The sequence below is a fragment of the Micromonospora globosa genome, from assembly GCF_000717585.1.
GTDB classification, from domain to species: Bacteria; Actinomycetota; Actinomycetes; order Mycobacteriales; family Micromonosporaceae; genus Micromonospora; species Micromonospora aurantiaca.
The window spans coordinates 93357-113119 of record NZ_JNZR01000029.1 but is presented as its reverse complement, the minus strand read 5'-3'; the positions used below and the strand labels follow the sequence as shown (position 1 = coordinate 113119).

Annotated in this window: 17 protein-coding genes; 11 read left to right on the top strand and 6 right to left on the bottom strand. The window is 72.3% G+C overall.

Annotated features, from left to right (window positions below; genetic code table 11):
• Genes IF06_RS0124530 through IF06_RS0124515 form a run of 4 tightly spaced genes read left to right on the top strand, consistent with a single transcriptional unit; the run spans position 1 to position 4197 of the window.
• Entirely contained in the window at positions 1-1005 is a 1005-nt protein-coding gene (locus IF06_RS0124530; RefSeq protein ID WP_013289048.1) for an ABC transporter permease, read from the top strand.
• Positions 1002-1970 (top strand): ABC transporter permease, encoded by a 969-nt coding sequence (locus IF06_RS0124525; protein WP_013289047.1) that lies wholly within the window; start codon positions 1002-1004, stop codon positions 1968-1970. Before IF06_RS0124530 ends, IF06_RS0124525 begins: the two co-directional genes overlap by 4 nt.
• Before the next feature lie 11 nt (positions 1971-1981).
• Entirely contained in the window at positions 1982-3097 is a 1116-nt protein-coding gene (locus IF06_RS0124520; protein WP_030273817.1) for an ABC transporter ATP-binding protein, read from the top strand.
• Positions 3094-4197: an ABC transporter ATP-binding protein gene (locus IF06_RS0124515; protein ID WP_030273815.1), complete on the top strand. Its 1104-nt coding sequence runs from the start codon at positions 3094-3096 to the stop codon at positions 4195-4197. The genes IF06_RS0124520 and IF06_RS0124515 overlap by 4 nt, the downstream gene beginning before the upstream one ends.
• A gap of 53 nt (positions 4198-4250) precedes the next feature.
• Here the strand turns inward: IF06_RS0124515 and IF06_RS0124510 are convergent, their stop codons facing one another.
• Together IF06_RS0124510 and IF06_RS0124505 are read right to left on the bottom strand one after the other, a co-directional pair.
• Positions 4251-4703, bottom strand: a complete 453-nt coding sequence (locus IF06_RS0124510) for a hypothetical protein (RefSeq protein ID WP_030273813.1) — start codon at positions 4701-4703, stop codon at positions 4251-4253.
• Positions 4685-5344, bottom strand: coding sequence for an HNH endonuclease family protein (locus IF06_RS0124505; RefSeq protein WP_013289043.1), 660 nt, complete (start codon positions 5342-5344; stop codon positions 4685-4687). Before IF06_RS0124505 ends, IF06_RS0124510 begins: the two co-directional genes overlap by 19 nt.
• Positions 5345-5452: 108 nt before the next feature.
• On the opposite strand from IF06_RS0124505, the gene IF06_RS0124500 reads away from it, so the two are divergent.
• Entirely contained in the window at positions 5453-6898 is a 1446-nt protein-coding gene (locus IF06_RS0124500) for an MFS transporter (RefSeq protein ID WP_030273809.1), read from the top strand.
• Positions 6899-7019: 121 nt separating this feature from the next.
• Here IF06_RS0124500 and leuA read toward each other — a convergent pair whose 3' ends face one another.
• On the bottom strand, positions 7020-8765 hold the full coding sequence (gene leuA / locus IF06_RS0124495) for a 2-isopropylmalate synthase (protein WP_013289041.1): 1746 nt from the start codon (positions 8763-8765) through the stop codon (positions 7020-7022).
• Positions 8766-9035: 270 nt separating this feature from the next.
• Positions 9036-9800 carry a hypothetical protein gene (locus tag IF06_RS0124490; protein WP_225319527.1) on the bottom strand — a complete coding sequence of 255 codons (765 nt, stop codon included), beginning with the start codon at positions 9798-9800 and terminating at the stop codon, positions 9036-9038.
• Between the two features lie 238 nt (positions 9801-10038).
• Here IF06_RS0124490 and IF06_RS0124485 point away from each other — a divergent pair, with 238 nt between their 5' ends.
• Both IF06_RS0124485 and IF06_RS0124480 read left to right on the top strand, forming a co-directional pair.
• Entirely contained in the window at positions 10039-11304 is a 1266-nt protein-coding gene (locus IF06_RS0124485) for an aspartate kinase (protein WP_013289039.1), read from the top strand.
• Positions 11305-11310: 6 nt separating this feature from the next.
• Complete coding sequence (locus IF06_RS0124480; protein ID WP_013289038.1) at positions 11311-12372, top strand: aspartate-semialdehyde dehydrogenase; 1062 nt, start codon at positions 11311-11313, stop codon at positions 12370-12372.
• Positions 12373-12540: 168 nt separating this feature from the next.
• On the opposite strand, the gene IF06_RS0124475 is transcribed toward IF06_RS0124480, so the two are convergent.
• Positions 12541-13998, bottom strand: coding sequence for a diguanylate cyclase domain-containing protein (locus tag IF06_RS0124475; RefSeq protein WP_013289037.1), 1458 nt, complete (start codon positions 13996-13998; stop codon positions 12541-12543).
• Positions 13999-14176: 178 nt separating this feature from the next.
• Here IF06_RS0124475 and IF06_RS0124470 point away from each other — a divergent pair, with 178 nt between their 5' ends.
• From IF06_RS0124470 to IF06_RS0124460, 3 genes are all read left to right on the top strand, one after another.
• The gene (locus IF06_RS0124470) at positions 14177-14956 is read left to right on the top strand and encodes a phosphodiesterase (RefSeq protein ID WP_030273807.1); all 780 of its coding nucleotides are present in this window, start codon (positions 14177-14179) and stop codon (positions 14954-14956) included.
• 12 nt (positions 14957-14968) lie between these two features.
• A complete protein-coding gene (locus tag IF06_RS0124465) occupies positions 14969-15661 on the top strand; it encodes a hypothetical protein (RefSeq protein WP_030273805.1) in 693 nt (230 codons plus the stop codon).
• A gap of 401 nt (positions 15662-16062) precedes the next feature.
• A complete protein-coding gene (locus tag IF06_RS0124460) occupies positions 16063-17805 on the top strand; it encodes a bifunctional metallophosphatase/5'-nucleotidase (protein ID WP_013289034.1) in 1743 nt (580 codons plus the stop codon).
• A 57-nt stretch (positions 17806-17862) separates the two neighbouring features.
• Here the strand turns inward: IF06_RS0124460 and IF06_RS0124455 are convergent, their stop codons facing one another.
• On the bottom strand, positions 17863-19146 hold the full coding sequence (locus IF06_RS0124455) for an MFS transporter (protein WP_013289033.1): 1284 nt from the start codon (positions 19144-19146) through the stop codon (positions 17863-17865).
• Positions 19147-19256: 110 nt separating this feature from the next.
• Here IF06_RS0124455 and IF06_RS0124450 point away from each other — a divergent pair, with 110 nt between their 5' ends.
• A complete protein-coding gene (locus IF06_RS0124450) occupies positions 19257-19730 on the top strand; it encodes a hypothetical protein (protein WP_030273803.1) in 474 nt (157 codons plus the stop codon).
• Positions 19731-19763 lie beyond the last annotated feature (33 nt).

Below are 19763 nucleotides of genomic sequence, written 5' to 3'. Positions count from 1 at the left end.
GTGTTCCGGTTCATCATCAGACGCCTGCTACAGCTGATACCCACGCTGTTCGGGCTCTCCGTCCTGCTGTTCATCTGGCTCCACCGACTTCCCGGCGGGCCCGAGACCGCGATCCTCGGAGAACGGGGCACGCCCGAGACGCGCGCCGCCATCCGGCGCAACCTCGGCCTCGACGAGCCGATCCTGGTCCAGTACGCCCGCTTCCTGCGGCGGATGATCCGGCTCGACCTGGGCACCTCGACCGGTACGAAGCGGGCCGTCACCACGGAGTTCGTGGAGCGGTTCCCCGGCACCGTCGAGCTGACCGTGATGGCCATGATCCTCGCGGTCGGCATCGGCATTCCGCTCGGCTACCTGGCCGCCCGCCGCCGGGGCCGGTTCCTCGACCACGCCTCGGTCGGCGGATCGCTCATCGGCATCTGCATCCCGGTCTTCTTCCTGGCGTACGTGCTCAAGGCGATCTTCGCGGAGAACCTGGGCTGGTTCCCCTCCAGCGGCCGGCAGGACCCGACCATCGGGGCGACCCGGGTCACCAACTTCTTCGTCCTCGACGGGCTCATGACCCGCGAGTGGGACGCCGCCGCCGACGCGCTCTGGCACCTCGTGCTGCCGGGCATCGCGCTCGCCAGCATCCCGCTCGCGATCATCGTCCGGATCACCCGGGCCAGCGTGCTGGAGGTGCTCAACGAGGACTTCGTCCGGACCGCCGAGGCCAAGGGCCTGACCGAGCGGACCGTACGCCGCCGGCACGTGCTGCGTAACGCCATGCTGCCGGTGGCCACCTCGATCGGCCTGCAGACCGGTCTCCTGCTCTCCGGCGCGGTGCTCACCGAGACCGTGTTCGCGTTCAGCGGCATCGGCGCGTTCGTCGCCGAGTCGATCAGCCAACGCGACTACCCGGTGCTGATGGGCTTCATCATGATCATTGCGGTGGTGTACGTGCTGGTGAATCTCCTGGTCGACCTCTCCTACAGCGTGATCGACCCGAGGGTGAGGGTGCGATGACCATCACCACTGGCAAGAAGCGCGAGAAGATCGACCGGCTCGCCGAGCTGGCCGCCCGCGACGACGAGCAGGGGGTGAGCCTCTGGAAGGAGGCGTTCCGCCGGCTGCGGCGCAACCCGGCGGCCGTCATCGGCGTCATCATCCTGGCGGTCTTCGTCCTGGTCGCCGTCATCGGGCCGTTCCTCGTCCCGTACAGCCCGACGGACTCCATCGGCATCCGCGAAGGACTGGTCAAGTCCGGCCAGGGCATCATCCCGGGCGTCTCCGCCGACCACTGGCTCGGCTTCGACCACCAGGGCCGGGACGAGTTCAGCCGACTCATCGTCGGCGCCCGGCAGACGCTGCTCGTCGGCGTGGTCTCCACCCTGATCGGCCTCGCGGTCGGCGCGCTGATCGGCGGCGTCGCCGGTGCCGCGGCCGGGCTCGGCGGGCGCTGGGGCCGCTGGATCGACACCACCCTGATGCGCTTCATCGACATGCTGCTGGCCATGCCGAGCCTGCTGCTCGCGGTGAGCATCGCGGCGCTGCTCGGCGCCAGCCTCACCACCGTGATGATCGCCGTCGGTGTGGTGTCCGTGCCGATCTTCGCCCGGCTGCTGCGCGGCTCGATGATCGCGCAGGCCAACAGCGACTACGTGCTGGCCGCGACGTCGCTCGGCGTGAAGCGCTCCAGGATCGCCCTCACCCACGTGGTGCCGAACTCGATCGCCCCGGTCATCGTGCAGGCCACGCTGACGCTGGCCACCGCGATCATCGAGGCGGCCGCGCTGTCCTTCCTCGGTCTCGGCAACCCCGACTCGGCCATCCCGGAGTGGGGCGTCATGCTCGCCGACGCGCAGCCGTACCTGGGCATCCGGCCCGGCCTGGCGATCTATCCGGCGCTCGGCATCATCATCACCGCGCTCGGGTTCACCCTGCTCGGTGAGGCGATGCGCGAGGCCCTCGATCCAAAGCTGCGGAAGTAGGTCAGTCAGTCATGGCACTGCTCGAAGTGGACGACCTCTCCGTCACGTTCGCCCGTCGTGGGCAGCGCACCGTGCACGCGGTGGACGGGGTGTCCTTCTCGGTCGACGCCGGCGAGGTGGTCGGCCTGGTCGGCGAGTCCGGCTGCGGCAAGAGCGTCACGTCGCTGGCCATCATGGGCCTGCTGCCCAAGCAGCCGGGCCTGCGCGTGGGCGGCAAGGCGGTCTTCGACGGCACCGACCTGCTCCAGCTCGACGACCGGTCCCGCCGCGACATCCGTGGCCGGGACGTGGCGATGATCTTCCAGGACCCGCTGTCCTCGCTGAACCCGGTCATCCCGATCGGGCTCCAGGTGACCGAGGTGCTGGCCCGGCACCGGGGCATGAAGGGCGAGGCGGCCACCAAGGAGGCGGCCGCCCTGCTCGACCGGGTGGGCATCCCGGACCCGCGGCGGCGGCTCAAGGAGTACCCGCACCAGCTCTCCGGCGGCATGCGGCAGCGGGCGCTGATCGCCATGGCTGTCGCCTGCCAGCCCCGGCTGCTGATCGCCGACGAGCCGACCACCGCGCTCGACGTCACCATCCAGGCGCAGATCCTGGAGCTGCTCAAGGACCTGGTCCGGGACTCCGGCACCGCACTGGTGATGATCACTCACGACCTCGGCGTGGTGGCCGGCATGTGCGACACCATCAACGTGCTCTACGCCGGCCGGGTGGTGGAGACGGCCACCCGTCGTCCGCTGTTCCGCCAGCCCCGGCACCCGTACACCGAGGGGTTGCTCGGTTCGGTGCCGCGCCTGGACGCCGGCCGCGGCGAACGGCTGAACCCCATCCCCGGCTCGGTGCGTGACGTGCTGCCCTGGCCGGACGGCTGCGCGTTCGCCCCGCGCTGCGCCCGCCGCGTCGACGCGTGTGTGGGCGAGCCGCCGGAGCTGGTGCTGACCCACGACGCGCGCAGCTACCGCTGCGTCAACCCAGTGCCGGTCCCCGGCCTGACCCCGGAGGCGGACGCCCGCGCGACCGCGCCGACGACCGCCGAACCGGGTGCGGTGCCGGCCCAGGCCGAGCCGGCCGACCCGCCCGCCGTGCCCGGCTTCGGACCGGCTCCGCGCGAGGAGGAGACCCCATGAGCGACAACGACATCCTCGTCGAGGTCCGCGATCTGAAGGTGCACTTCCCGATCCGCCGGGGCGTGATCTTCGACCGCACGGTCGGGCACGTCAAGGCGGTCGACGGGGTCGACCTGAGCATCCCGCGCGGCAAGACGTACGGGCTGGTGGGCGAGTCGGGCTGCGGCAAGTCCACGCTCGGCCGGGCGCTGCTCCAGCTCAACCCGCCGACCAGCGGCGAGGTGAAGTTCGACGGCGTCGAGCTGACCACGCTCCCCGCCGGCAAACTGCGCGCGATGCGCCGCCGGATGCAGATGATCTTCCAGGACCCGATGTCCAGCCTGGACCCCCGGCAGAACGTCGAGTCGATCCTGACCGAGGGCCTCCAGACCCACGGCATCGGCGCGAACCGGGACGACCGGCGGCGGATCATCGGCGAGACGCTCGACGCGGTCGGCCTGCCGAAGTGGGCGCTGTCCCGCTACCCGCACGAGTTCTCCGGCGGCCAGCGCCAGCGCATCGGCATCGCCCGCGCGCTGGTCCTCGGCCCGGAGCTGATCGTCGCCGACGAGCCGGTCTCCGCGCTGGACGTCTCGATCCAGGCGCAGGTGGTGAACCTGCTCGACGAACTCCAGGACAGCCTCGGCCTGACCTACCTGGTCATCGCGCACGACCTGGCCGTGGTGCGGCACATCTCCGACATCGTCGGCGTGATGTACCTGGGCGCGCTGGTGGAGGAGGCGCCGAGCGACCGGCTCTACACCGAGCCGCTGCACCCGTACACCCGGGCGCTGATGTCGGCGGTGCCGGTGCCGGACCCGGACGTGGAGGACCGGCGCGAGCGCATCCTCCTCGCCGGCGACCTGCCGTCGCCCGCGAACCCGCCGTCGGGCTGCCGGTTCCACACCCGCTGCCCGTGGGCGCAGCCGACCCGCTGCGCCGACGAGCGGCCGGAGCTGCGCCAGATCGGCGCCAGCCGGGTGGCCTGCCACTGGGCCGAGCAGATCGCCGCCGGTGAGCTGCGCCCGCACGAGGTGACCGCGAAGATCACCCGGCCGGAGGGGGAGGGCGAGGAGCCGGGCGTGGTCTCCGCGCCCAGCGAGCCCGGATCGTACGTCTGACACGACGAAGCGCGCCCCCACCCGGGCCGGGTGGGGGCGCGCCTTGTCGTCGGTCAGCCCTCGGGGCGGTTGAGCAGGCCCACCGCGATCGTGTGCACGGCGTCGAGCGCGGCCGGGTCGGCCAGCGGCGCGGAACCGCCGGTGACCGCGTACCACTCGTCGGCGTCCTTGTACTGCACCCGCAGCGTCACCCGGCCGTCGGCGTGCTCGGTGCGCAGCGTCAACTCGCCGGTCACCACGCCCACCTCGTCGGTCATGACCCCGCCCGGACCTGCGGTGATGTCCGAGGTGCGGTCCGCCGGTCCGCCCGGTGCGCCCCCGGCCGGTGCGCCCGGCACCGCGTCGGCGGTCATGCCCGCCCCGGCGACGTCCGCGGACGCCGGCTGCCGGCCATCCGCCGTCATCCCGGCCGAGGCCGGACCCGTCGGTGCGGACTCCGGGGCCGGTGCGGCGTCTGCCTCCGGCGCCGGTGTGGCGTCCGGCCCGGTCACGGTTTGCTCGCCCATGTGCAGCCCTCCAGCATGTCGGTGAGAGCGGCCTTCTCGGCACTTGTCACAGTCAGCCGCCAGTAGTGCTTGACCGTCACCCAGTCCGCCGCGTACTGACACCAGGACGACCGGTTCGGCGGCTTCCACTGGGACGGATCCTGGTCACCCTTTGCCCGGTTGGACCGCGCCGAAACCGCGATGAGCTGCGGCCGCGTCAGGTCGTTGGCGAAGTCGCCGCGCTTCGAGTCGTCCCACTCGTCCGCGCCCGAACGCCACGCGGCGGCCAGCGGCACGGTGTGGTCGATGTCCACGTCCGACGGATCGTTGAGCACCACCCCGTCGTAGACGCTCTCCCACCGCCCGCCCACCACGTTGCAGCCGGACAGCTTGATGCCCTCGCCGTCGCGTTGCAGCACGCTGTCGCGGACGTCGCAGTTCTTGCCGGTATCCCGCCAGTGCGGGAAGCGGGAGCGGCTGTAGCCCTTCATCGACCCGGCGGTGGCCACTGTCAGCTCACCGAGCTGCTTGTTGACGTTCCCGGTGGCACTGGGCGGCGCCTCCGGCTCGGTGACCGACACGTCGCAGCCGGCCACGCCGAGGGCGAGCACCGCGCTCAGCGCGGCCGCCAGCCCGGCTCGGGCTCCTGATCTCGTACGCACAGACGACACCTCTCCAGCTTGCGTGCTCCGGGCGAGTCCGCACAGTACCCGGCGGCGGTTTCCGCGATTCGTGGCGTCGACGGTGGGCGGCGGGCAGAGTGGTGAGACGTGACCGCACCCGCTCCCGCGCTGCGTACCGGCTCCGCCGCCGGACGCGGCACGCTGCTCGCCGCGATCCTCGCCTCCGGCATGGTGTTCCTGGACAGCACTGTCGTCAACGTCGCGCTGCCGCGGCTCGGCGCCGAACTGGACGCCACAGTCGCCGGTCTTCAGTGGACCGTGAACGGCTACCTGCTCATGCTCGCCGCGTTCGTGCTGCTCGGCGGCGCGCTCGGGGACCGGTTCGGCAGGCGGCGCGTCTTCCTGCTCGGCGTGGTCTGGTTCGCTGTGGCGTCGGTGCTCTGCGGGCTGGCCCAGGACACCGAATGGCTCGTCGCCGCCCGGTTCCTCCAGGGCGCGGGCGGGGCGCTGCTCACCCCCGGGTCGCTGTCCGTGCTCCAGGCCAGCTTCCACCCGGACGACCGGGGCCGGGCCATCGGCACCTGGTCCGGGCTGTCCGGTGTGTCCACCGCGCTCGGTCCGCTGCTCGGCGGCTGGCTGATCGACACGCTCTCCTGGCGGTGGATCTTCTTCGTCAACCTGCCGCTGGCCGTCGGCGTGGTGCTCGCCGCGCTGCGCTGGGTGCCGGAGAGTCGGGACGAGGAGGTCTCGCGTACCGGAGGCGGGCGGCGGCGGTTCGACGTGGCGGGCGCGCTGCTCGGCGCGCTCGCGCTCGGCGGTGTCACGTACGCGCTCATCGACGCCCCGGCGCGCGGCCTGGACTCCCCGGCGGTGCTGGTCGCGGCGGTGCTCGGGGTGGTCGCCGTGGTGGTCTTCGTGCTGGTCGAGCGGCGGCGCGGCGACACCGCGATGCTGCCCACCGGGCTGTTCTCCAGCCGGCTGTTCTCCGTGCTGAACGTCTTCACAGTCGTCGTGTACGCGGCGCTCGGCGGGTTCACCTTCTTCCTCGCCGTCTACCTGCAGAACGTGGTCGGCTGGTCGGCGCTGCTCACCGGCCTGGCCACAGTGCCGATGACTGTGCTGCTGCTGGTCGGCTCGCCGCGCGCGGGCGCGCTGTCGGCGCGCATCGGCCCCCGGCTGCCGCTCACCGTCGGGCCGGTGATCGCCGCCGTGGGTCTGCTGCTGTTGCGCCGGGTCGGGCCTGGTGCGTCGTACTGGGTGGACGTGCTGCCGGGCGTGGCGCTGTTCGGCGCCGGGCTCACTCTCGTGGTGGCGCCGCTGACCACGTCGGTGCTCGGTGCCGTCTCGGACCGGTTCGCCGGGGTGGCGAGCGGCTTCAACAACGCCGCGTCCCGGGCCGGTGGTCTGCTCGCGGTGGCCGCGTTGCCGCTGCTGGTGGGGCTGTCGGGCACCGGGTACGAGCAGAAGGGTGCGCTGGCCGACGCGTACCGGGGGGCGCTGGCGTGGTGCGCGGGGCTGCTGCTGGCCGGCGCGGTGCTCGCCGCCGTGCTGATCCACCGCCCCCGGCGGGGGGAAGGAAGGGCCCCTTCTTAACGCCTCCGGTAGAGGAAGGGCCCCTTGTTAACACTCGGGCCATTCGGGCGCGGGCGTTAAGAAGGGCCCCCTCCTATGCAGAATGCGTTAAGAAGGGGCCCTTCCTTACACCTCAAGCACCTCAGGCGCGGGTGCGGTTCACCGCGCTCGTGACCGCCTTGATCGAGGCGGTGACGATGTTCGCGTCCACCCCGACGCCCCAGACGGTGCGGCCGTCCACCTCGCACTCCACGTACGCGGCGGCCTGCGCGTCCCCACCGGAGGACAGCGCGTGCTCGTGGTAGTCGAGCACGCGTACCGCCACGCCCAGGGACTGCAACGCGTTGACGTACGCGTCGATCGGGCCGTTGCCGACAGCGGTGAGCTGGCGGGTCTCGCCGCCGAAGCCGACGCGGGCGTCGATCTCGACCTTGCCGTCGACGGTGCCGATCGTGTACTCGGCCAGCTTCACGGCCGGGTCGACCTGGTGGTCGACCAGGTAGTTGCGGGCGAAGATCTCCCACATCGCGCCCGGCTCGACCTCGCCGCCGTCGTGGTCGGTGACCTGCTGCACCACACCGGAGAACTCGATCTGGAGGCGGCGCGGCAGGTCGAGCTGGTGCTCGGTCTTCATGATGTACGCGACGCCGCCCTTGCCGGACTGCGAGTTGACCCGGATGACCGCCTCGTAGGTGCGGCCCAGGTCCTTCGGGTCGATCGGCAGGTAGGGCACCGCCCAGGTGAAGTCGTCCACGGGCACCCCGGCCGCCGCCGCGTCGGCGTTCAGCGCGGCGAAGCCCTTGTTGATCGCGTCCTGGTGCGAGCCGGAGAACGCGGTGTAGACCAGGTCGCCCGCGTACGGGTGGCGCTCGTGCACCGGCAGCTGGTTGCAGTACTCGACCGCGCGCTTGACCTCGTCGATGTTCGAGAAGTCGATCATCGGGTCGATGCCCTGGGAGAACATGTTCAGGCCCAGCGTCACCAGGTCGACGTTGCCGGTGCGCTCGCCGTTGCCGAACAGGCAGCCCTCGATCCGGTCGGCGCCGGCCAGCAGGCCCAGCTCGGCGGCGGCCACGCCGGTGCCCCGGTCGTTGTGCGGGTGCAGGCTCAGCACCAGGCTGTCCCGCCGGGGCAGGCGCCGGTGCATCCACTCGATCGAGTCGGCGTAGACGTTCGGCATCGCCATCTCGACGGTGGCCGGCAGGTTGATGATCAGCTTGCGGTCCGGCGTCGGGTCGATCACGTCGATCACCGCCGAGCAGACCTCCAGCGCGTACTCCAGCTCGGTGCCCGTGTACGACTCCGGCGAGTACTCGTAGTGGATCTCGGTGTCCGGGGTGTGGATCTCCGCGTACTTCTGGCACAGCCGCGCGCCCTGGGTGGCGATGTCGGTGATGCCGTCGCGGTCCAGGCCGAAGACCACCCGGCGCTGCAGCGTCGAGGTGGAGTTGTAGAAGTGCACGATGGCCCGGTGCGCGCCGCGCAGCGACTCGAAGGTCCGCTCGATCAGGTGCTCCCGGCACTGGGTCAGCACCTGGATGGTGACGTCCTCGGGGATCAGGTCCTGCTCGATCAGCTGCCGTACGAAGTCGTAGTCGGTCTGGCTCGCCGACGGGAAGCCGACCTCGATCTCCTTGTAGCCCATCTGCACCAGGAGCTGGAACATCCGCCGCTTGCGCTCGGGCGACATCGGGTCGATCAGGGCCTGGTTGCCGTCGCGGAGGTCGACTGCGCACCAGCGGGGCGCGGCCTCGACGCGGCGGGTGGGCCAGGCGCGGTCCGGCAGGTCGACGCCGAACTCGCTGTCGTACGGAACGTAGCGGTGGACCGGCATCCGGCTGGGGCGCTGGCGGGCGAACGGATCGGTCTCGGTGACAGGTTGAGCCATCTCGGAGTGCTCCCTGGAACATGTGGCGTCAGCAGATCGGAAAGGTGTCGGCGGGCTGCCGGGCGACGGTGCGCGGCGGTGCCGAGAAGAAGATCGGATGTGCTGGACGGCGCGTAGCGACTCCGCGACGAGGTGCCGGCCGGTCAGGCCTCGTCGCGGCAGCCAAGGAGAAGGTACGCGCGCCACATGACAAGGTCACCCTACGTGGTGGGACGTGCAGTGGGAAGGCTCGTCCGGACTATGGGATCAGAGTCACCGGATCGGGGCCGGCTACGGGGTCCCCGGACTCGGGGCGTCCCGTCCCACCGGCTCGCCGTCTGTCACCGCACCGGCCAGCTCGACGGTGCCCGGCGCGGCGCCGGGCTCGCCGGTCAGCGTCAGGGTGCCGAATCCGGCCCGTACCGCCGCGGGTGTGCCGTCCTCCCGGAAGCAGTAGATGCCCACGTCCAGCGGCGCGTTGAGCGATGCCGAGGTGCTGTCGACCGTGTAGCAGGGGCCGGTGGCGCCGGGCAGCGGCTCGGCGGGGGACACCGCGAGCGGCGCGCGCCGGTCGGTGAGCACCTCCAGCCAGTCGGTGAACGGGTGCTGCACGCGGGGGTCGAGCCGGCGCGGCACCGCGTCGTCGGCGTCGCCGAGGCGGACGCAGGTCGCCGCCTGCGCCCAGCCGGCCGAGGGCAGCGCGCACTGGAACAGCCCGTCGGACGTGCCGGCGAGCGAGACGTCCACCGTGCCGGCGTGCCCCCAGCCGGGCACGTCGACCCGCCAGCTGCCGTCGTTGGCGCTGGTCACCGACACCGTGCGGGGCGTGCCCTCGGCGGGCGCGAACGCGTACGTGGCGGTGAGGTGCCGGTCCTGCGCCGCGGCGGCCAGTCCGGCCAGTTCCTCGCGGGCGGCGTCGACCTGCACCGGGACCGGGTCGGCGGTGCCGGTGGGCGCCGCCTCGGGGTGGCCGCCGTCGCAGGCGGCCAGCAGTACCGGCAGGGTGAGCGCGAGCACGCCGGTCAGCCGGCGGGCCGCACGTCGATGAGCGTGCACCGGCTCATTCTGCGTCGTGGGGAGGGTCCAGGTCAGCCCACCGTACGGCTGTACCGCTTGGCGTGTCGCGTACTCCCAGGCTGGTGAGCCGCCCCACGGCGGGGCCGGATGGTGGGATCACCCGACCCGGCCTCGCGGGCCGCCCGATAGGCTGAGGCGGTCTGACACGCGCCGCCGGACCGAGAGAACCGGCGGCGTCGGCACGCTCAGGGTCGTCGCTGGGAGGGAGTGCACCGTCGTGGCACTCGTGGTGCAGAAGTACGGCGGGTCCTCCGTCGCCAACGCCGAGCGGATCAAGCGGGTGGCCGAGCGCATCGTGGCCGCGCGCAAGGCCGGCGACGACGTGGTGGTGGTGGTGTCCGCCATGGGCGACACCACCGACGAGCTGCTCGACCTGGCCAACCAGGTCAGCCCGCTGCCGCCGGGCCGTGAGCTGGACATGCTGCTCACCGCCGGGGAGCGGATCTCCATGGCGCTGCTGGCCATGGCCATCCACAACCTGGGGTACGAGGCACGCTCGTTCACCGGTTCGCAGGCCGGCGTGATCACCACCTCGGTGCACGGCCGGGCCCGGATCATCGACGTGACCCCGGGGCGGCTCAAGGGCGCGCTGGACGAGGGCGCGGTGGTCATCGTCGCCGGTTTCCAGGGCGTCTCGCAGGACACCAAGGACGTCACCACGCTCGGGCGGGGCGGTTCGGACACCACTGCCGTGGCGCTCGCCGCCGCGCTGGAGGCGGACGTCTGCGAGATCTACACCGACGTGGACGGCATCTTCACCGCCGACCCGCGCATCGTGCCGAACGCCCGGCACATCAAGCAGATCACGTACGAGGAGATGCTGGAACTGGCCGCCTGCGGCGCGAAGGTGCTGCACCTGCGCAGCGTCGAGTACGCGCGGCGCGCGGGCTTGCCGATCCACGTCCGTTCGTCATACTCGACCAACACCGGCACGATGGTCACCGGATCGATGGAGGACCTTCCTGTGGAACAGGCACTGATCACCGGGGTCGCCCACGACCGCAGCGAAGCGAAGATCACGATCGTCGGCGTGCCCGACGAGCCGGGCGCCGCCGCGTCGATCTTCGACACCGTGGCCGGCGCGGAGATCAACATCGACATGATCGTGCAGAACGTGTCCACCGAGGGCACCGGCCGCACGGACATCTCGTTCACGCTGCCCAAGGCCGACGGCCCGACCGCGATGACCGCGCTCAGCAAGATCCAGGAGTCGGTCAAGTTCAAGGGCCTGCTGTACGACGACCACGTCGGCAAGGTCTCCCTCATCGGCGCGGGCATGCGCTCGCACCCGGGCGTGGCCGCCGGCTTCTTCGCCGCACTCGGCGCGGCCGGCGTGAACATCGAGATGATCTCCACGTCGGAGATCCGGGTCTCCGTGGTCTGCCGCGACACCGACCTCGACAAGGCGGTCCGCGCCATCCACGACGCCTTCGAGCTGGGTGGTGACACCGAAGCCGTCGTCTACGCCGGCACCGGGCGGTAACGCGCCATGGCGTCGCTGCCCACCCTCGCCGTGGTCGGGGCGACAGGTGCCGTCGGTACGGTGATGTGCCAGATCCTCTCCTCCCGGCGCAACGTGTGGGGCGAGATCCGGCTGCTCGCCTCCGAGCGGTCGGCCGGCCGGCGCGTGCAGTGCCGGGGCGAGGAGCTGACCGTCCAGGCGCTCACCGCCGACGCGCTCGACGGCGTCGACGTGGCGATGTTCGACGTGCCGGACGACGTCTCCGCGGAGTGGGCCCCGGTCGCCGCCGCGCGCGGCGCGGTGGTGGTGGACAACTCCGGCGCGTTCCGGATGGACCGCGACGTCCCGCTGGTGGTCCCCGAGATTAACCCCGAGCAGGTACGCAACCGGCCCAAGGGCATCATCGCCAACGCCAACTGCACCACGCTGGCGATGATCGTGGCGGTCGCGCCGCTGCACCGCGAGTACGGGCTGCGCGAGCTGGTGCTCGCGTCGTACCAGGCGGTCTCCGGGGCGGGCCAGGCCGGCGTGGACGCGCTGCACCTCCAGCTCGGCAAGATCGCCGGCGACCGGGTGCTCGGTTCCCGCGCCGGTGACGTGCGACAGGCAGTCGGCGACGAGCTGGGTCCGTTCCCGGCCCCGCTGGCGCTGAACGTCGTACCGTGGGCGGGCTCGCTCGCCGACGGCGGCTGGTCCTCCGAGGAGATGAAGCTGCGCAACGAGTCGCGCAAGATCCTCGGGCTGCCCGACCTCAAGGTGTCCGCCACCTGCGTACGGGTGCCGGTGGTGACCGGCCACTCGGTCGCCGTGCACGCGGTCTTCGCCACCGAGGTGGACGCCGAGGGCGCCCGTGAGGTGCTGCGCAACGCGCCGGGCGTGATCCTGGTCGACGACCCGGCCGCAGGGGAGTTCCCGATGCCGATCGACGCCGTCGGCACCGACCCCTCGTGGGTGGGCCGGATCCGCCGCGCGGTGGACGACCCCCGCGCTCTGGACCTCTTCGTGACGGGCGACAACCTCCGCAAGGGCGCCGCCCTCAACACGGCCCAGATAGCCGAACTCCTGGCCAAGGACCTGACCCGCCCATAACGCCGCCCTCCTCCCGCCGCCCTCCCGCCGCCGCCCCGTCCGGCGTTGATCTTGCACTTTCGGCCCTGCTTGTGGGGCATATGCGGCATTTGCCGGGGCCTAAAGTGCAAGATCGCGAGGGAGAGGGGTGACGGGGGCGGGGGCGGGGGCGGGGGCGGACGGAGTGGGTCAGGCGGCGGAGAGGTGGACGCCGTCTCGGCCGTGGCGTTTCACCGCGTACAGGGCCTGGTCGGCTCGGTGCAGGGTGCGTTCGGGAGACTCGCCGGGTCTCGGCAGGGCGATGCCGACGCTGATCGTCCGGCCGGTACGGCGGGCCGCCTCGGTGAGCCGTTCGGCGATCCGTACCGCCTCCTCCGGGCGGCTCACCTCGATCACCGCCACGAACTCGTCGCCGCCGGTCCGGTACAGCTCGTCGCCCTGACGTAGCGCGCCTTCGAGCGCCCGGGCCAGCCCCACCAGGAGCCGGTCACCGGCCTGGTGGCCGTACGTGTCGTTGACGTCCTTGAACCCGTCCACGTCGATCGCCAGCAGCGCGGTACGCCCCGGCGTGGCGGTGGCGATCCGCTGCCCGAACGGGCCGGTGTGCCGCAGCCCGGTGAGCGGGTCCGAGCTGGCCTGCTCGCGGAGCCGGGCGAGCGTACGCAGCCGGTCCAGGCAGGTCCACGCCTGCCCGGCGAGCAGCTCGATCAGGTTGACTGTGGTCGGGTCGGGGCGCAGGCGCTGCTCGTCGGCGACGAGCAGCACGCCACCGGAGGCCGGTGTGCCGACCGGCACCGCCACAAGCGTGCGCGCGCCGGCCCGGGTCAGCGGCAGGTACTCCTCGGTGGGCGGGTGGCCCGCCTCGCCCAGCGTGTACGCCGAGCCGTACCGGTGGGCCCGGTCGATCATGCGGTCGAGCGCGGCCGGTCCGGCCTCGTCCAGCTCGGCCCGGATCCGTGCCTCCAGCTCGCCCGGTGTGGCCGTGGGCGCGCCGAGGCGTGGGCCGCGCCGGCCGGTGAGCACCAGTACGGCGGCGGAGAGCGCTGAGACGTCCCGGGCCGCGGCGAGCGCGGCGGTCATCAGGTCCCAGTCGGTCGGGGCGGCGGTGAACGCGGCGGCGTGCCGGAGCAGCTTCTCGCTGCGGCTCTCGGCCGGCGGCCCGCCGAGCGCGGCGATCCGCCCGCCGAGTCGGTCGGCCACCAGCTCGGCTGTCTCCCGCCAGGCCGCGAGCACGACCGGCTCGCTCCACTGCAGGTCGAGCACCCCGATCGGACGGCCGTCCGGGTCGCGTACCGGCACGCAGAGTTCGGCTGTGACGTCCGGGCGGACCTCGAGGTAGTCGGGGTCGGCGCCGACGTCGGGCACGGCGGCGGTGGTCCCGGAGGCGTAGACCCGCCGCACCACCGAGGGTTCGGGCCGGTGGCGGCCCGGTGGGGTGCCGTCGGCGGTCGCCGGCACGTGCGAGAAGACCTGCCAGGCGCCGGTGGCGGCGACGCAGCGCAGACGGTCGTGGACGCGGAGCAGGACGGTGGCGGTCGCCGGGGTGTGCCGGGCGAGCGCGGCGACGGTCCACTGGCACGCCTCCGGGACGGTCGACGCCGTGGGGAGGCGCACCGTGACGTCGCGGAGGACTCGCTCGTGATCCACGTCGTTCCTGCTCGGAGGGGGTCGGGTCGCGATCAAGGGTACTCAGCGCAACCGCCGCCGACCTTCGTACACATGTGCTATCCACAGGCTGTGGACACAGCCTGTGGGCAGAAGCGGGCCTGCGCGGGGAGGGTGCGCGGCGATAGCGTGAGGGCCCGGGCACCCGAGGAGGCGGCCGATGCTCATCGCCCAGCTCAGCGACCCGCACGTGACCACCGGCCCGCTCGCGGCCGACCCGGCGTCCGGGTTGCACCGGGCGCTCGGCACGGTGCTCGCCCTGCGCCCCCGGCCCGACTGCGTGGTGATCACCGGCGACCTCACCGCGAACGGCCGCCCGGACGAATACCTCGCCCTGCGCGAGATCGTCGGCGCGTTTCCGCTGCCTGTGCACCTGGTGACCGGCAACCACGACGACCGCGAGTCGCTGCTCGACACGTTCGGCGGCACCCCGTACCTGGCCGGTGGCTTCTCGGCGCACTACCACGTCGACCTGCCGGACGCGACGCTCGTGGTGCTCGACTCGCTCACCCCGGGGAGCCCCGGCGGACGGCTCGGCGACGAGCAGCTCGCCTGGCTGGACGGGGTGCTCGCCGGGCGTACCGACGCGCCCGCCGTCGTGTGCCTGCACCATCCGCCGGTCACCGTGGGCGTGCCGGGCATGGACGCGATGGGCCTCGCCGACGCCGACGCGCTCGCCGCCGTGGTCGGCCGTCACCCCCATGTCGTACGCGTCGCCGCGGGGCACCTGCACCGCCAGGTGACGAGCGCGTTCGCCGGTACGGTGCTGACGACCGCGCCGAGCACCTGGATCCAGGTGAGCCTGACCATGACCGACGAGGAGGAGCCGGGTTTCGTCGCCGAGCCGACCGCCTTCCTGCTGCACCGCATCGCCGACGGCGGCTGCGTGACGCACACCGTCCAGGTCAGCCACGCCGCCGGGCGCACCTGCTGGTTCTGAACCGCGCCGCCGATGCTCTGGTACGTCGCGTACGGCTCGAACCTGCACGCCGCCCGGCTCGGCTGGTACCTGCGTGGCGGGTGTCCACCGGGCGGGCTGCGCACGTACCCCGGCTGCCGGGACCGCCGGCCACCGCGCCGGACGGTGCCGGTGCTGATCCCCGGCGGCGTCTACTTCGCCGGTGAGTCGCGGGCCTGGACCGGCGGCATGGCGTTCTACGACCCGCTGCTGCCCGGCCGGGCAGCAGCGCGCGGCTATCTGGTGACCGTCGAGCAGTTCGCTGACATCGCCGCGCAGGAGATGTACCGGCCGCCCGGTGCCGACCTGGCCGGGATCCTTGCGGCGGTCGAGACCGGGCGGGCGACGCTCGGGCCGGGCCGCTACGAGACGCTGCTGCGCGTCGGCGTCCACGAGGATCTGCCGATGCTCACGTTCACCGCGCCGCATCGGGCGGTGGAGGTGCAGTGGACCCGGCCCGCCCCGGTCTATCTCGGGATGCTGGCGCGCGGGCTGCGCGAGGCGCACGGCTGGGACGCCGCGCGGACGGTCGGCTATCTGGCGGGCCGGCCGGGGGTCGCCGGGCGGTGGACGCGTCCGGCGTTGCGCAGGCTCGTCGTCACCGCCCACAGCGGACCTCGGACCGGCACGCCCGGCAGTGAGTCGAGTTCGGACAGTTCGTTCGATATGCCGGGCCGTCGGACATGAACGACCGTTCGGTCCGCGATGGGTGTCCGGCAGGAGGTGATTCCGGCAAGGACGGTTGCCAGCGCAAGGATTTCCGCGTGACATGAGCGTCGGCGTCGGCTCCCTGTCCCTGGGAGCCGGCGCCTTCGACAGCGGCAGGCATCGACAGCGTGCGCCGCGCGGAATTTCACCTGACCGTCATGTCCGACTCGTCCGGCAGACCGGTACGGGCCGCTCAGGACAACGACGATTCCTGATGCCGCCCCGTTCGACCTGGCGGCCGGTGGATGAGAAGCTACCCCGGCGGGGCGGCGTTCCCCCGAGTACCGCCCTCCGCGATCGACACCTGTCACGGCACGGATCAGGGTCGCCGGGCGAACCATCGCCCGGACGCCACATACCGGCATCTCACGAGGAGTTCCATGTCCGTCACCGGGATGCGACGCCGGGCCGCCGTCGGCCTGGCCGCACTCGCCGCGACCGCGTTCACAGCGGTCGCCGTCACCCCCGACCAGGCCGAGGCCCGCCCGAAGCCGGTCGACGTCCAGTTGCTCGCGATCAACGACTTCCACGGAAACCTGGAGCCGCCGACCGGCTCCAGCGGCACCATCGAGGGCCAGCCGGCCGGTGGCGCGGAATACCTGGCCAGCCACCTGAAGTCGATGCGCGCCGCCGCCAAGCAGCAGGGCAAGGGCACTGTCACGGTCGCCGCGGGTGACCTGATCGGCGCCTCGCCGCTGCTCTCCGCCGCGTTCCACGACGAGCCCACCATCGAGGAGATGAACCTCGCCGGGCTGGAGTTCGCAAGCGTCGGCAACCACGAGTTCGACGAGGGCGCGGCCGAGCTGCTGCGCATGCAGCGCGGCGGCTGCCACCCGGTGGACGGCTGCGCCGACGGCACCCCGTTCGGTGGCGCCAAGTTCAAGTACCTCTCGGCGAACGCCTTCAAGACCTCCACCGGCCTGCCGCTGATGCAGCCGTTCGGCATCAAGATCGTCAAGGGTGTCCCGATCGGCTTCATCGGGATGACCCTGGAGGGCACCCCGAACATCGTCAGCCAGCAGGGCGTCGCCGGCCTGCGGTTCACCGACGAGGCCGACACCGCCAACAAGTACGCCAAGATCCTGCGCCTGCTCGGGGTCAAGAGCATCGTCGTGCTGCTGCACGAGGGCGGCGTGCAGAACGGCGGCGGCATCAACGACTGCACCGGGTTCAGCGGCCCGATCGTCGACATCGCCAACCGGATGGACCCGTCCATCGACGTGATCGTCAGCGGGCACACCCACGCCGCGTACAACTGCAACATCAACGGCAAGCTGGTCACCAGCGCCAGCTCGTTCGGCCGCCTGGTCACCCAGATCGACCTGAAGATCGACCCGCGTACCCGCGACGTGGTCACCGCGTCCGCGAACAACGTGGTGGTCACGCGGGACGTCGAGAAGGACCCGGCCTCGACGGAGCTGATCAACCGGTACAAGACCGCGCTCGGCCCGGTGGCCGACCGGGTGGTGGGCGAGACCACCGCCGCGATCACCAAGACCCAGGAGAACCTGTACCAGACCGGGGTCGACGTCAACGGCAAGCCGACGTACCAGACCGGTGAGTCGCCGCTCGGCAACCTGATCGCCGACGCGCAGCTCGCCGCCACCGACACCGAGCAGAACGCGGTCGCCGCGTTCATGAACCCCGGTGGCGTCCGCGCCGACCTCGACGCCGGCCCGGTCACCTACGCCGAGGCGTTCACCGTGCAGCCGTTCGCCAACAACCTGGTGACGCTGGACCTGACCGGCGCGCAGCTCTACTGCATGCTGGAGCAGCAGTTCACCGTCGCGCGCGTGCTCTACGCGTCCTCGACCGTCAACTACGTCGTGGACGTCAACGGCACCACCGCGCCGGCCGGCACGCCGTGCGCCGGCACCCGGGTGGTCCGGGGCAGCCTCACCATCAACGGCACCCCGGTGACGGACACCGCCACCTACCGGGTCACCGTGAACAACTTCCTCGCCGGTGGCGGCGACGGCTTCAGCGTCCTGACCGGTGGCACCAACGCGGTGACCGGCCAGATCGACCTGGACGCCTTCACCGCGTACCTGACCGAGAAGTCGCCGGTCTCCCCGCCGGCGCTGGACCGGATCCGCACGACCACCGAGGTCGCCGCCGGCTGACGGCCGACCGCACCGCGGACGGGCCCCGGAGCGCTCAGCTCCGGGGCCCGTTCTGTGTCAGGCCACGCCGGCCGGCTGCTTGGCCGGGGCGGGGGCCAGGCGGCCGTCCTGCGCGGCGGTGAGCAGCGGACGCAGCGACAGCGCGAGCACCGAGGCGGCCAGGCAGCCGCCCACCACGACCGCCACCCACACCCGGCCGTGCGCCGCGCCGATCAGCGGCCCGGCGGTGACCGGACCGACCACGCCGCTGATCCCGAAGATCATCGAGCTCATCGCGTTGTACCGGCCGCGCAGCTCGTCGGTGGCCAGCGCGTTTGTGAGCGCGGGCATGACCGGCGACAGCATCGTCTCGCCGAACCCGAAGATCGCCGAACAGGCCACCACGCCGAGCGCCGCGAGCACCGCGTTGCCGCTGCCCACCACACCCGCGGCGCCGAGCACCAGCCACGCGCCGGCGAAGACCGCGCCGACGGTGGCGAGTGCCCGGGTACGGCTGCGCCCCTCCAACCGCCGGATCACCAGCAGCTGCGAGAGCACGATCATCACGGTGTTCGCGGCGAGCGCCCACGCCACCACCCGGGGCGTCACCTCGACCACCCGGACCGAGTACGCCGCGAAGCCCACCTCGATCTGCGCGTACCCGCAGGTGGTGAGCACCAGGCCGAAGACGACCAGGCGGCGGAACGGCCGGTCCCGCAGCACCGTGAGGTAGCCGCCGCTCCTCCGGTCGTCGGCCTTCGCGCCCGTGGCCAGGATCGGCCGGTGCCCCACGTTCGGCAGCGTGAGCAGGATCAGTGCCGGCGTCAGGTAGCTCACCGCGTCCAGCAGGTAGATCACCTCGAAGGTGATCGGACGGGCCACGTCGACCACCGCGCCGGAGATCAGACCGCCGGTGCCGATGCCCAGGTTGAGCAGCGCGAAGTTGAGCCCGAAGACGCGCTGCCGCTCGCCGTCACCGGTCAGCGAGGCGAGGATCGTGTTCTGCCCGGCCCAGATCGCCGAACTGCCCACCGCGACGACCGTCATCACGCCGAACGCCGAGGCGGTCGAGTCGACCAGCGCCAGCGAGCCGGTCCCGACCGCCTCGATCACCAGGCAGGGCAACACCACCCGGCGCGCGCCGAACCGGTCGATGAACGTGCCGGCCAGCGGCGACAGAGCGAGCGTGACAGCGCCGAACCAGCCGATCACCAGCCCGGCCCGGGTGTCGGTCAGGCCGCGTACGTCGGTGAGGTAGATGAACAGGAACGGCAGGGTGAGGCCGCGCCCGACAGCGGAGAACAAGGTGCCGAGCAGGATCCGGCGGGCTTCGGGACGGGCGGGCAGGGCGCGGCGCAGCATGGCAGGGATTCTGTTCGGCGGGTACGACTACCGCGACCCGTTTACCCCTTACACACGTGGTCGCCGGGCCGGAAGGTGAGCGATCACACGTGCTCTGCCATGCTGACCCGGTGACCACGACCTGGCGGCACCTGCCCGCACCGGCCCGCGAGATCGCCGAGACGGCCACCGACGCGGTGAGCGCCGCGCAGGCCCGCGACGCCGAGGCGTACGCCCCGGCCGTCGAGCGGCTGGCCGCCGCCGACCGGGCCGGGCTGGTGCTCGGCGGCGTGGTCCGGCTGCTGCTGGAGGAGGGCCACCCGGACGGGCTGGACGGCGACGACGTACGCCAGGTGCTCGAACAGTGCGTCCGTTCGGCGGCGTCCTGGTGGCCCGACGTCGACCCGCACGTGCTGCTGGTGCTGCTGGCCGGCGCGCTCGGCGTCTACGACCCGGGCGACGACGAGAACCCGCCCGCCCCGGCGGCGATCGCCCGGCACGCGCCGCTGCTGGTGGCCGACCTGCTGGCGGTCACCGGGCGCCCGTTCGCCGAGTACCTGACCGCCGCGTTCGCCGAGGTGGCACGCACGGAGATGAACGACTGACGGTTCTTGCCGGCGCGCGCTTGCCGGTGCGCG

Excerpts from the sequence above, each read along its gene's own strand:
- IF06_RS0124525 (WP_013289047.1), top strand. The coding sequence starts at position 1,002 with ATGACCATCACCACTGGCAAGAAGCGCGAGAAGATCGACCGGCTCGCC.
- IF06_RS0124520 (WP_030273817.1), top strand. The coding sequence starts at position 1,982 with ATGGCACTGCTCGAAGTGGACGACCTCTCCGTCACGTTCGCCCGTCGT.
- IF06_RS0124515 (WP_030273815.1), top strand. The coding sequence starts at position 3,094 with ATGAGCGACAACGACATCCTCGTCGAGGTCCGCGATCTGAAGGTGCAC.
- IF06_RS0124510 (WP_030273813.1), bottom strand. The coding sequence starts at position 4,703 with ATGGGCGAGCAAACCGTGACCGGGCCGGACGCCACACCGGCGCCGGAG.
- leuA (WP_013289041.1), bottom strand. The coding sequence starts at position 8,765 with ATGGCTCAACCTGTCACCGAGACCGATCCGTTCGCCCGCCAGCGCCCC.
- IF06_RS0124480 (WP_013289038.1), top strand. The coding sequence starts at position 11,311 with ATGGCGTCGCTGCCCACCCTCGCCGTGGTCGGGGCGACAGGTGCCGTC.
- IF06_RS0124470 (WP_030273807.1), top strand. The coding sequence starts at position 14,177 with ATGCTCATCGCCCAGCTCAGCGACCCGCACGTGACCACCGGCCCGCTC.
- IF06_RS0124465 (WP_030273805.1), top strand. The coding sequence starts at position 14,969 with ATGCTCTGGTACGTCGCGTACGGCTCGAACCTGCACGCCGCCCGGCTC.
- IF06_RS0124460 (WP_013289034.1), top strand. The coding sequence starts at position 16,063 with ATGTCCGTCACCGGGATGCGACGCCGGGCCGCCGTCGGCCTGGCCGCA.
- IF06_RS0124455 (WP_013289033.1), bottom strand. The coding sequence starts at position 19,146 with ATGCTGCGCCGCGCCCTGCCCGCCCGTCCCGAAGCCCGCCGGATCCTG.